Genomic DNA, 14,073 nt, shown 5'->3' on the forward strand with positions numbered 1-14,073 from the left:
TCATTTTTGTATTTCAATGATGTTAAAAAAATACAATTACTACCATGCATGGTGAAGATCCAAAGCAGAGCCTGGGTTTTGTAAGAAAAACCAACCGGAAGTTACAGGAAAGAAAATATGAGATTCTATTATTCGCCTTGCTACAGCATTTATTTGTGGGAGTATTTCTTACAGATATGGACTTCTATACCCGCGTAATATGGCCTATAAATATGGTAATTCTAGGATTGGGATCTGTTTTCTTATTTACAGGAAAGCATAGCTGGAAGCACTGGTTCAGAAATCTGCATTTCATTGTTATTTTATTATTACCCATTGGTATTCCATTTTTTAAAGATATTTCCTGGTATTTTACTTTTTTGAACATCAATTATGTAGTTTTTTTCTGTTTTCTTTTTATGGAAGTTCTGCGGTTTCTTATAAAACCGGGGTATATCAATACAGATATTATTTCTGCTTCAATCTGTGGATATATGCTGCTGATTGAAATTGCAGTTTTTTCACTGCAGTTTTTCCAATATCGCAACCACGCGTCTTTTAAGGGGGTTGATATATCTTCTCCTGCTCTTACTTTTATTGATCTGGTTTATTTTTGCTCTATAACATTTACAAGTATCGGATTTGGGGATATCACTCCCAATACACATGTTACAAAGCTGATAACCGCTTTTGTGGGTATAGCCGGACAGTTCTATACTGTAGTGCTTGTGGGTATTCTGATCAGTAAATTTTCTTCAAAAAATTAATTTGTTATGAATACAGGCTCACATTACAAGCTTTATCAGTTTATTCCGTGGACAAGGAAGAAAATCTATAAGATGCTTATTTTAAGTATTATTCCTACCGCTTTATTTTATTTTCTCGGATGGAAATGGCTGGCCATTCCATGGGTTCCTGTAGCATTACTGGGAACAGCCACAGCATTCATTTCTGGGTTTAAAAATACCCAAACCTATAACCGAAGCTGGGAAGCACGGCAGATTTATGGAGCAATCATCAATAACAGCCGCAGTTTTGGCATACTGGTAAAGGACTTTATAAGAGCTGATGATAAAACCCTGGAAGCTGCCATACATCAGCAGATCATCTACCGTCATTTTGCCTGGCTTACTGCATTAAGATTTCAGCTCAGAGAAACCAAGAGCTGGGAGCATGTAAAAACAAAAAGCTACAACAGGGAATATTTAAAATATTATAAAGTTCCGGAATGGGAGAATGCTATTGAAGATGAGCTGAAACCTTTTTTAAATAAAGATGAGCTGGAACATATCCTTACTACAAAAAACAGGGCTACCCAAATCATTTCTTTGCAATCCACTCACTTGAGAACATTGAATGAAGAGGGTAAAATTTCAGATTATAATTATACCGCTCTGGAAAATCAGTTTAAAGAATTATATGATCAGCAGGGAAAATGTGAAAGGATTAAAAATTTTCCTTATCCACGGCAATTCTCCAGCATTAATCTGTATTTTACAAATGCTCTGTGCTTTTTATTACCATTAGGATTTATAGGAGAATTCTCAAAAATGGTGGAAAAATTTGGCGAAGACATCATCTGGCTTACTGTTCCTTTTAGTGTATTGCTGGGCTGGGTATTTTTGGTTCTGGAACAGATTGGCGAAAGTACGGAAAACCCATTCGAAGGAAATGCAAATGATATTTCAATTACACAAATCAGCAGGAATATAGAAATTGATTTGCGTGAAATGTTTGGAGAAAAAGAATTACCTGCCGCTATACAGCCTGTTAATAATATTTTAATGTAAAAATTACAACTATATTGCTGGTAAAATTTAGTGCAAAAAAAACAAAAAATATGAGTATAGAATCTGTAAGAAAATGGTACCCCAAAGCTTTAACATCTATTGATACGGTCAACCGGCTATTAGATACCATTGAAAAACATTTAGAATTAAAACCTAATCAGCTGATGCATGCCGACAGTATGTGTTGTGATGATGTCAACGCAATACAGTATCCACCAAGGGCATATGAAATGCTTGGTCCGTTTCATCTGGGAGGACTTGATGGCTTTCCTTTTGCGGGCCTCACAGGAATGGGAGCTTTTGCTCATCACGTTCCTGAGGATGGGGCTGTAGTCATTTTTTACGCGCCTCATATCGGGATTACTAAAAGTGGACAAATTGGAGAAATAAGCAGAATAGGACAAAGTAACAGTTCTGCCTGCTGTGGTGCGGCAAAAGGAGCATTAGGAAAACTGGCAGCAGGACAAATTATAGAAGGGAATATCACTTCACTGGATTTTCAGATGAATACCATTGAGCAAATATTTCTTCACAGCAAAGACAGGATCCTGAATGCAGAGAATCAGATTTTTGAAGCTACCGAAGTCATGTATGAAGCTATAGACGAACGTATAGAAGTACTGGTAAAAGAAACCAACTACCCTTGCAAGTATGTCATTTTGGTAGGAGGCATTTTTATTAATGGTGATAAAGATATGGGATCATTCTGCCAATATAAAAAGTTTGAATATATCAATCTGGAAACCAAGGAACGGAAAAGCCTTATGAAAGAGTATTATGAATAATCCTTATTTGAATGAGTTAATACTTAATCTGACGGTTGTTATCAAATTGAATAACTTTAAACAGATTAAGTATTATGGCTTCGTAAAAACACAAATCCTCTGGGCTTCAACTGATTAAAAAATAGATCTCATAATAAACCTTTTTTTTAAAAAAAATAATCAGAAAAAACTTGTGTGGTATTACAAAATATTATACTTTTGCATCACTTTAAAACAACGAAGTAAATCAAACAAAAATATAATGGTTTCTTAGCTCAGTTGGTAGAGCAATGGATTGAAAATCCATGTGTCCCTGGTTCGATTCCTGGAGAAACCACTTTAAAACCTCTAATTCACTTAGAGGTTTTTTTGTTTCATATCATATAAAGAGGCCGTCTCACAACTCGTGAAAACGGCCTTTTTTATTAAATAGGCTTCGAATCGTACTATTTTTTAATAACAGCTTTCAGATTTTCTATTTCTTTATTCTGAGAAATGACGTAGAGTGTCAGTTCTTCAATCTTCTGAAGTAATTTCATCTGGAAGTCTCCTAAATTGACGCCATCTTTCATGATAGACTCTCCGGAAGGAATTTCCGGAAGATGCTTATTCTCTCTTACAAAAGATTCCAGTTCACTGATGGTTGGCATTTGATAATCCGGTCTGATAGAAGATTCACCGTCAAAATATTTTTGAAACACATAATCTGCAGGAACATTCATATCCACCATAACATCTTCAGCATGAATTTTTCCTTTTACAGTAAGTTTCTGATCCGGGTTTTTAGTTCCTATTCCTACATTTCCATTAGGAGCGATCCTCATCAATTCGTTCATAACAATGGGTGAATTGATAGCGCTTTGTGCACTGGCACTTCCCAGGAACTTTATTCCTTCATTTCCCAGGGTAACCGCGTTTTTATAATTGGAAAAGCTTCCGTTGCTTGATACCCATCCATAAGCTGTGGTGGGTGAAGCCTTTACCCCATAACTCATATAGGTCTCTGCACCGCTTCTTAAAGCCCCCCAGTTATTAAAAGATCCATTTTCATATCGTACTGCAAAAGCATTAACTCCTTCTGTTGCCGATTTACTTCCGGACAATATCTCTCCTACAACATCTAGTTTTGCTGCCGGAGCTTCGGTTCCGATTCCTACATTCCCCTTAAGGAAAACACGATCATCACCCGCAAAAAATTTAGCGATACTTCCGCCATATTTTCCTACAAAATAATGATCAATCTGGTTATTGGTACCCAAGGCTCCGAAACCGCCCAAATGCTGCGTATTATCAGGTGATACAAAATTATATCCTCTGGACCACTGGGTAGTATACCCAACAATTCCCACGCCGCTTACCACACTAGAACCGGCATTCAATAAAATCCGTCCCTGAACATCTAATGGCGCAAGCGGCTTTTTGGTACCTATTCCCACATTATCATTATAATTGACATAATGTTTATTCTGACCGGTAAGGACATTGGTATAAATGTCAGACAATACTGCCTTATCAATGACAGCGGTTGAATTACAATGCTGTATCAGCCTGATTGCATACACATTTCCAGACTGACGTGTATGATACAGCGTGAGTTTATATTGTGCTATAGTACTATCCCATATGATATCACTGAGATAAATATGATCTGTGATAGGTCCCGAAGCCTCTATAATTCTTGATACAGGTGCGGACCAGATACCTCCGTTAGGATTTGCGCCAACGATAATTTGCTTCTTAATGATCCCTACGGTATTTTCGCTATTCCACGCACCTACAACATGTATTTCTATATTCCCATTAATGATCGTTCCCAACAATATGTCTACTGCCAAGTTGCTTTCCAGATTGGGAAACTTAACGGATAAGTCTTTATGCTTAAAACTATTAGGAAATACGGTAGGATCATCCAGATGTACATAACTATCTAAAAGATCCCCAAACTGACTTTCCGTTGGTCTTTTCCCTGCTTTAAAATAATTTTTTAATTGTGTGATTGTTATTTTTGCCATAATTAGTTTGATTTTAAAACATCAATCTCTTTTTTCATCGAGATCATGTATAATGTTAATTCTTCAATTTTCTGAAGTAATTTGATTTGAAAGTCTCCTACCGACAAGCCACTATCTGTCATTTCTTTTGCAGAAGGAATTTCCGGAAGGTGACTTTTTTCTGAAATAAATTTTTCAAGTTCACCGATCTCTCTTAAGTTATAATCTACCGCGAAAACATGATCGGCAGTAGGTGTTGTAGTGATCACTACATCTTTTGCTTCAAGTTTACCGTGTAATGCCATATTGCCGGCATCAGATAATATGAGTTTTGCACCGCCTCCACCATCGTTAAGATAATTCCAGAATTGTAAACTATTCGTGTATTGCCCTGTCATATTATAGATTGCCCATCTGTTTGCTGTACCGGGTGTTGTTTTAGATTGATTATCTAAATAGATAGCTCCTCCTTCATTAGTACTGATTTGTGACATGATTACTCCCTGTACATCAAGTTTCTGCTGTGGGTTGGCTGTACCAATTCCTACATTTCCACCGGGTCTTACGGTCATCTGAATATTTTGGCTTGTCACGAAATTGATAGATCCAAAGCGTGGATCATAAGAATTATCATTTTCTATATTAAAGTCATAGTAATCTCCATATCTTCTTCCTAAGCCTGAAAACCCAGAGTTTAATTCCAGATTGGCTTTATTATGATAAGAAAGACTTACTATATTACTTCCTCCTGTCGCGCCGTTCGTTGTAAATTTCGCGGTCGTGGAATTTTGATTTAACGAGTTTTCCTGTACTACATTCAGCTTTGTTTCAGGTGTAGCAGTTCCAATTCCAACATTTCCTTTAGCATTGACTTTCAATCCTATTTTAGCACTTTCAGTTGATAGAAGGTTTCCTACCCATAGGTTCCATTCATTAGACATTGGCTGAAGAGGAACGGAGGCTAGGCTGTTACCTTTGTTATCTATTGCCGTCCATCCATCATTCTTATTAACAGATCTTATTTTAATAAAAACTTTTAGCACGTGATCTGGAGATCCATATGTATGAATCGCTCTGATACGGAACTTACATCTTCCACCATTTACATCAATCGTAAAATTATAATTTGGCTCACTGTCTATATAATTATTTTTATTGATGGTTCCACACTCTCTCCATATATCTGGATTAGAGTGTGAAACTGCAGCAATATGAGTTGCGCCACAAGCAATATTTCCTCTGGTATATGCCAGAGATATTTCATAGAATCCACCTGCATTAGCACTGGAAGGTGCAAAATTTAAAAATTCCATGTAGTCTCCTACTTTATAATCTGCAGGAAATTCTACAAAAGAGGAATATTCTGAAGATCCATCTAAATGTACATAGCTGTCTATAAAATCTCCAAACTGACCTTCAGTTGGTCTTTTTCCTGCTTTAAAATATTCTTTTAAAGCAGCTATTGTTTTTTTTGCCATGATTTGTTGTTTTTTGATGATTATTCTTTCCTTTTATTTACTTAACAGGAAAGATTTTAATTTTTTAAGCCAAAACTTCTAAAGCAAACTGGCCCATATTTATTACCTTTAAATCTTTTGTGATATAGATTTTCATATATTTCATTGGCTCTACCACAACAGCTGAACGCCCTTTTATCTGAAGCTCAATAAAAGAAGATGTTGACAGGTTGATGATTTTAATTTCCTGTTGAGAATACAATCCCGTTATATTACAAATCATATCTGACGGCTGATTACCTGTAACGGTAATGAAGTCTGTTGTATCGTTTACTTCTAAATAAAAAGCTGAATCAATTTCATATTCTTTTTTAACGGGTTGTATACTTTCTCTGATCTGAGCATAAGAAACTTCAGCTGTTGACATTGTAGCTCTGGACGCCGAAGCCAGCTGAGCAGTAACCCAATCTCTTGTTGCAAGCTGTCTCCAGGCTCCTTTACCATCACCAGATTGAAACCACAGATTATCTGAGTTATCCCTGGCTCCCAGTAATCTTGTTGAAACAGCTGTGCTACCAAAAGAGATCAATCCTCCTGCCTGTGTGAAAGGTAAATTAACAGCTCCTGAGCTCACTGCTGATACATAAGTTCCTACCGGTACCGCCAGCATATCATTTTGATAAGGTAATGCACTGACCGGAGCAGAATAATTTATGGGTAAATATTTTCCTGCATGGCTTCCCCAACCGTAAGCTGTATTCCATTGGTCCGAGCTTCCATTGTTTAATGTACTGATCACACCGGTGCCTGATATCTTTACCAATTCAATAAGTGATACTGCTGAGCCATTTGTTGTACTGCTATTCGCCCTGTTAAATGAAAAACCTTTGTGGTTATTGACTGTAAAAGCCCAGGAATTCAAGGTTCCTCTTGGCTGAATAAAATCTGTTCCGTTAAACTGGAGATTGTGTGCCATCCATATACCATAACCTGGTGTATTAACTCCTGGAATATTGGTATGGAAAACAGATGATCCTGTAGTTATTTGAGATCCAAAAAGTAAGTTATAATTATCTACATACTGAGTTCCGTTCGCATTAATGATAATTTGGTTTGTGGTAACTGTATCTCCTGCAGGTCTTAAAAATATCCCACTTGTACCACTACTGGATGCTGCTGATAATATGGTATTTACGCTGTCTGCCCTTAGCTTATTAACATTTAGATGCTGAACCTGTAATGAACCCTGATAGGTATTCAGATTGCCGGCAAAGGTTACATCTCCTCTTACATATGCGTTTCCTATTACATCTAATGCATATCCTGTAGTTGGGACTACTGCAGCACTACCACCTATGGCAACTCTCTGATCAGAGGTCCATCTGATTGCATTTTTCCCATTATAGGTAGTTCCTCCAATAAATCCCCAATTCATAGTTACCGAACCAGTATTTGTGACTGCCCCATAGTATCCAAAACTATCAATATCTCCATTGGACCCCGTGAGCTTTGTAAAATATCTGGAAAAGTTACTATTAACTGATACATCTGAAAAATCCCTGGAAATCCACGTTGTACTGGTATTACCTAAACTTAAAATGCCTGACATTTTCCCTCCCGAGAGCGGCAGATAAGCATTAGGATTAAAAGCATCCATATGTACATAACTGTCTATAAAATCTCCAAACTGACTTTCGGTAGGTCTTTTTCCTGCTTTAAAATATTCCTTTAAGGCAGCTATTGTTTTTTTTGCCATAATTTGTTGTTTTTTGATGATCAGCTCCTCCTCACCGAGCGGGAAAGGAGGAACTTTTTCATCTTTATTAATAATTAGGATTTAGGTAGGTCTTACAATGAAAGTTCCCTGTAAGATCATTCCGTCTGTTCCGTCATGAGAGATTCCACCGATATCCGTCCAGGTTTCTTCTTTGTAGATGGTCAGGATTTTTTCTTCGGTACTGAACATATTGGAAGTATTCTGAGATACCATTTTGAAGTGATGATAAAGTACTCTTCCTTCTGCATCTTTAATCTTCATAGGATCCAGACCTAATTTTTCAACCGGAAGGAAAAATTCATTTCCTGTCATATCAAATGCTTCCTTAAAGAACCATTCATCTTTATTAGTTGCCGGATTATTACCATACAGATACAATTTTGCTTTTGAAGTATCTTTTTCATCTGTATCTATTCTGGCCAGCTCTTTCCAGTTCCCCTGAGGGCTCATTTTATAAAGGTGATATTTCCCTTTATAACAAATCTGATCCCAGGATAGAATCACCCAATTGATCACATCAGAGTCTACCGGCTCGGAATGATATCTCAACACGGGTGCCGGTGGATTATAATTTTCTACCAGCATCGTTACCGTAGTTTTTGAAGGTAACGACGGAGCCTGCTCCTGTACATTTTTTGTAACGGGAGGTGAAACAGTATAATCTGTGGTTGTGTATTCTACTTTTCTTGAAGCAACGATACGATAGAAAAGAGGATCACCATAAGGTTTTTCATCCAGATCTTCGAATTCATCATACACCGTCCATGATCCGTTTACAGGATTCACTTCTACATCAGCAATATTCACTGTTTTAATGTGCTTCATGCTCAATATGGAGTCTGCATCCAGTTTATTGGTTGCTCTGTACACCGAAATCTCATTGATCTTATGTACATCGGTATAAGAATTGACCTCAATTCTTATTTTGGCAGAGATTCCTAATGTTGCATTGTCTACCACCGGGAGCAAACTCAAGATTTTTGGTGGTTCCGCAGGATTGGTATTCACCAATTTAATTGGCCCCTGGAATTTACTGAATTCGCTCATCTGCATTTGATTTCCTAACTCTCTTACTCCATAGAAGTAGAAGTTATCCGAAGCCCCATCAAGCGTAAAATCGGTAAACAATGTCGAATGAGGAGTGCCTCCCTGGCCTTGGCTGTATACAGCAGCCATTGGAGCCATATCAAAATCCTGATGTGTAGTAGGCAATAAATAGCCTGAAGCATCCCTGATATTCTGTTTTTTATTTTTAGGCCTGTGACCTGTGAGACTATTGAAATCAAAATTCTGAATCTGCTGATAGATAATCGGCACCTCCGTAAGTGGCAGAAAGCAGTTGATGATCGCTTCTTTAATAAAATGTCCTAAATACAATACTGAAGAAACACCTGGAAGCTCTTTAATAATAGGCTCATTAATTGATATGGTTCCTATTGCCGTATCATCAATCGGGTGGGAATACAGTGGGTTACTAGGATTTAAACTATAATGCTTATTATGTTCTTTAATAAACGCATTGATAGCAGCAAAGAAAAGTATATTATCAGGCATCGGTAATGCATCATCCATACTATCTGAGAAGTTTTCATATCCATCCTTTACTCCACCGGTAAGCATTTCAAAATCCACAAAATTCATCCATCTGTTATTGAAAAAGACTTCGTCATTTCCTCCCAGACTATCCAGCATTTTTTTGATGGATATAATCGTTCCGGACTCATATAATGAGGCAAGTAATACTGCATTATTAGCTCTGAAAAACTGTACAGAATATGGTTTATGGTCATATTCGGTAATAAAACTATAGGTAGCCTTTCCAAATTTATCCGGTCTTGTTGCATATTTAGAACCTTTTGGCTGTTTTGGCGGTTTAGGTTCAACAATTCTGTTGGCAAACATCACAGCAGGAACACTGAACTTAGATTTGTACTTCGCACCCTGCATATCCACATTGTCATTATCCACACTCTTAAATCCAAAGATTGAATATTTTACATCTTCATTCTCAGGTGGTAAAACAGCATCTTCAATTAGGTTATTGGCTGCATTTTTATATAAGTATACTCTATAAGAAGGATAGTAATTTACAAGGATATTTTTCCCAATAGTAGGATCAGTAGGAAGCGGTGCCGGAGGAATTACAGGTTCCGTTAAACTAGGTTCGAAGTTGAAAATCGGTAAATTTGTAATGTCATCTTCCAGAATTCTGAAATTTTCATCATAGATATAAAGTACAAGATCTTGATTCTTGCCAATATTTTCCGTTCTTACCACTTTAAAAATAGATCTGGATTCTTTAGGAACTCCATTATTATAGTCTTCCACGGTAAATAATCTCACAATACCATTTAACCATTCTACAGAATTTGTATTAGATAAAAACTGGGAATGTTGTGCAAGCTGGAATCCCGGGAATGTAATCATATACACTCCTCTGTGAATCTTACGACCATTAGCAGGATTGTCAATAACCTCATTTTTTTTATTCTGATATTTGTCAAGTAATTCGAAATGCAGTTCCACTTTAGCATTTTTCCAGAATCCCCTGCTTTTTTCAAGAAATCTCTGAACAGATCCATCCGATTGCTGTGTATGAATAATCTCTCTATGAATTCCCCAATCATTGGTGCCAATTTTCACTTTCAGCGAATTAGGATTTTTTGGTCCCCATGTTGGTGTATTCTGCATATTCTCCGTAGCACTGAATAATCCTTCAGTCCCGGGACTGAATGTTGGAAGTACCAGACTGCTTTGGTCAATTACCGGTGTGGCACCTGAAATAATAGCTGCACTTGGTGTTTTTTTGAACACTGTAAATTTCAATCCTGAAGGCTCCACTTCGATTCCGTTAATGATATAACTTTCGGAATCCAATAAGAAAATTCCTCCGATAAAATCATTAATGGTAGTTCCTGACGGAATTTCCGATTTTAGAATATGGGGTGGAATTGAAGGCTGAGCAGGGGTTCCAGATCCCGGAAGAATAGTTCCTCCTGAGCTTGGGAGAATATAATCCGCTGTCTTAATAACAGCTAAAAGCTGATTAACAGGATGATGGTCTATGTTTACAACCTTTGCTGAAATCTCCTTCATGGTATAATTTCTGTAGAAGATTTCCACTTCATCTGCCATTACTTCTTTATCATCCGGAAAAATAGTATCGGGACCCAGATAGTAATCATCTGGCAACGTAGAGTCAAATGAAATAGGATATATAATTTCGTCCTGATAAATATGATGATCAAAGCCTAATCTTACCAATGTTTTATCCGGATCTGTGATTGCTTTTCTACGATCCTGTTCTTCCTGAGAAGTAAGTGTTACAGGATATTCTTTCTGGATAAGAAAAGCATTTGTTGCTGTAGGAGGTAATAATCTGTTGTTAGGTTTAATCTTTGTATCAATTGAGAGTTCATCCCCTCCGGTCTGAGCTCTTGAGAACCAGTTGATCCCATATCCTTTATAAAAATACGTTCCGCTCTTATCCTGCTTATGCATATACAACGGTGCATAAGTATCCGGAATCTGAAGAGGTAATGTTTCCCAAGAATCAGCAGCATTTGCAGAACCATCTACATTCAGGTATTTGGTATCGTGGCACAATTCCGGTTTGATCCAGGTATAATCATCTGCTTCTCCAGGTTCTACAACACGGTACTCCAGACCTGCATACACAGGAAATGTAAATGAGGACGCATCGAATTTCTGAGATGATCCAAAAAATGAAGGATTGATTTCAAGCTCAGGAATCTGCAGATTATAAACATTGATATAGCGGTATTTTCCATTATGAGAATATCCCTCTGCATCGTATAGACCAGCTGACTGCGGATTGTTGGAGTCCATTCCTTTATTCAGCTTCATCAGCTTTACCGGTAATGAAAGTCTTTCAATTTCAGTAGAAACAGGAAGAGACATTGAAAGTAACTGGTACGTCTTATCATCCGAATTGATATCCAGATTGTTATTGGTATAATATTCTGTGATATAAATATATTCGTTTCCGAAAACCTCATCTTTGATATCAAGATACCCTAATCCCAGCATTCTTGCCACGTGATAATCCAGCGCTGCAATATTTAAAATATCCAGATTGGAAACCTGCATATCCCCTTCCTGAGGAAGGTTCGTGCTAATATCAACCACCTGTTGTGAACCGGTAGGCGAAAGATTAATTGAAATTGTTTCGTTCCCTTTTGGATTCAGCTGATCATTACTCAGCTCTACATATCTCTTGACTACCGTCTGAATATCTCTGTCTAAAGGTCCAATAGATGGATGTTCCCATTTTTTATGATAGTTTTCAACATTGACATAGGCTTCATCATTGTATCTTAACCAAGCTCCATGAACAGGATTATCCTTAGGTAAAGGATCTAATCTCTCCAAAGCCAAATCTCTCTCATCGGTAAGAGCAAACTCTCCCATCAGTTTCCATGCATTTGCCTGGTTTCTGCTGATAATAAAGTCTGAGTAGAATTCAAATCTAACTCTGGCGACAATACATTTATCTGCTCTAAAACGTAATGTTTTTCCGTTCTCAGCATTAAAATATGTTTCTGAAACTTCATTACCGTAGCAGTATGTTCTGTAAGCAAGTTGCTGTTGGGATAAGTTATTGGATTCTGCAAGGGAAAGGGCTTCAAATTCCACAAGTGAATCTGACTGCTGATCAATCACATCCAGTTCTGCTGCAAAGAAGATATCTGTCTTACAAAGAATTTCCACAATCTCATTACCATATAGCTGCATGAATTTAAGCGGATCAACCATCGGATTGACAGACTGTCTTACCTGTGTGTATTTTGTTTTATTTTTGAAATAGACATAAAAAATTCTATTGTCATTATTAAACTTATACATCCACATCTTCTTACTTTCATCAATAAGCTGAGGAGCCTGTTTAAAGTCTAAGGTGAAAATTTCTTTTGTATAAAGGGTTCTGTATACTTTTACAAAATCATCAGGTTTGTTGAAATTATTTTTAGTAGATGACAGTTTCCCTTTAGGAAGGTGATTTTCTCCTAATTTACCTCCGAATCCCCATCGCAGGTGAATACCTTTTGTACTGTCGTCTCCTTTGGATCCGGCAGCCTGAAGATATAAATTGGGGGTTTGCAATCCTGAAAATTCATTAAAAGGTATCGTTGTTCCATCGCCACCATCTGTACCACACGCATTTGTGTTTGTATAAGGTTTATCTGTAATATTAAAATTGAGATCCGCTTCCGTAACATTTACTCTGGAATAATTGTAAGGAGCTTGGTCCATCTCAAAATACGTCTCTGATACTTGGACATTATTAACCGGAATATTGTTACAGGTATTAATTGAAGGTCCTACAAGTCCGGTAAAATAGGCATCATTCAGGCCTCTAACCGTTACTTCGCTCCCAACAATCTGATCAATAACAAACTCTTTGCCTTTCGCTTCTCTGGTCCATTGAGGAATGTCATCATAGAGAGAAAAACAAAAATTATGACCTGCTCCTGTTTGGCCATAGAAAAAGTCTTTTCCATAGGTAAATGTCACCAGCTGACGGTCCCATCCGTTATACAACCTTGCAATTGATTCTTCTCCTAACAAAACAGGAATAGTGTTTAATTTACCTGACAGATACAGTTGGTACCCATGCTGAACCGGGCGGCAATACACTCCATTCAAAACAATAGGAGTTCCATCTACTGATAAATAGTCAGCACTAAGTACTGGTGCACTTACCTGTCCATATAAAGATACTCCACGTTTTACTCCATTAAGGGTTTCGTTGGCGCTTATGTAAACTATTTCACTGTAGGTACTGATTCCGGTAACTTCCAGGGTTGCCCCTGGAGTTCCGTTATTAATAATATCTGTTCTTGACTCTACTTTTCCATCCCAACCTAATAGAAGAGTTCCGCTGGTCTTTGTGTTTATATTATGAAAAGTAATATAAACCATTGAATCGACAAATATTTCAGCATAAATACGTCTTTCATCGGTTTCAATGGATGGAAAACTTCTACACCATACCACTTCTCCGTTTGCTCTGATTCTCATTACAAAAGGAGTTTTATAAGATTGCATTCCCAGAACTGCAAACTCACCGTTTGAGAATGGCATTACCTTGATAAATTTGGTGCTTCCTCCCTGTGAAGATTGATACACTTTGTTCCATTTCAGGTTACCGCTTTCGTCCAGAACTGTAATCAATCCTGATGTTTCCATTGCTCCCACCTGCATTACATTTCCCTGGTTCTTTGTAGAAGAACTGATTCCTGAATCGGCACTGGAATTGAAATAATTATGATATTTAAAAAAACTCATTTTAGA

General features: G+C 37.3%; 7 protein-coding genes and 1 tRNA gene. 4 read left to right on the plus strand and 4 right to left on the minus strand.

The features are described 5' to 3' along the window. Nucleotides 1-44: 44 nt before the first annotated feature. From MP477_RS12740 to MP477_RS12755, 4 genes are all read left to right on the plus strand, one after another. Nucleotides 45-746 carry a potassium channel family protein gene (locus MP477_RS12740; RefSeq protein ID WP_257190730.1) on the plus strand — a complete coding sequence of 234 codons (702 nt, stop codon included), beginning with the start codon at nucleotides 45-47 and terminating at the stop codon, nucleotides 744-746. 6 nt (nucleotides 747-752) lie between these two features. Next, entirely contained in the window at nucleotides 753-1,769 is a 1,017-nt protein-coding gene (locus tag MP477_RS12745) for a bestrophin family protein (RefSeq protein WP_257190731.1), read from the plus strand. A gap of 50 nt (nucleotides 1,770-1,819) precedes the next feature. Next, nucleotides 1,820-2,554: a hypothetical protein gene (locus MP477_RS12750; protein ID WP_230037005.1), complete on the plus strand. Its 735-nt coding sequence runs from the start codon at nucleotides 1,820-1,822 to the stop codon at nucleotides 2,552-2,554. A 243-nt stretch (nucleotides 2,555-2,797) separates the two neighbouring features. Continuing rightward, a tRNA-Phe gene (locus MP477_RS12755) sits at nucleotides 2,798-2,870 on the plus strand. Nucleotides 2,871-2,979: 109 nt separating this feature from the next. On the opposite strand, the gene MP477_RS12760 is transcribed toward MP477_RS12755, so the two are convergent. The 4 genes from MP477_RS12760 to MP477_RS12775 form a co-directional block, all read right to left on the minus strand. Then, complete coding sequence (locus MP477_RS12760; protein WP_257190732.1) at nucleotides 2,980-4,545, minus strand: hypothetical protein; 1,566 nt, start codon at nucleotides 4,543-4,545, stop codon at nucleotides 2,980-2,982. A gap of 2 nt (nucleotides 4,546-4,547) precedes the next feature. Then, complete coding sequence (locus MP477_RS12765; RefSeq protein WP_257190733.1) at nucleotides 4,548-6,002, minus strand: hypothetical protein; 1,455 nt, start codon at nucleotides 6,000-6,002, stop codon at nucleotides 4,548-4,550. Nucleotides 6,003-6,066: 64 nt separating this feature from the next. Beyond that, the gene (locus tag MP477_RS12770) at nucleotides 6,067-7,737 is read right to left on the minus strand and encodes a hypothetical protein (RefSeq protein ID WP_257190734.1); all 1,671 of its coding nucleotides are present in this window, start codon (nucleotides 7,735-7,737) and stop codon (nucleotides 6,067-6,069) included. Nucleotides 7,738-7,818: 81 nt separating this feature from the next. Continuing rightward, nucleotides 7,819-14,067 carry a hypothetical protein gene (locus MP477_RS12775; RefSeq protein WP_257190735.1) on the minus strand — a complete coding sequence of 2,083 codons (6,249 nt, stop codon included), beginning with the start codon at nucleotides 14,065-14,067 and terminating at the stop codon, nucleotides 7,819-7,821. Nucleotides 14,068-14,073 lie beyond the last annotated feature (6 nt).

The sequence above is a fragment of the Chryseobacterium sp. WG23 genome, from assembly GCF_024586575.1.
Taxonomy (GTDB): Bacteria; Bacteroidota; Bacteroidia; order Flavobacteriales; family Weeksellaceae; genus Chryseobacterium.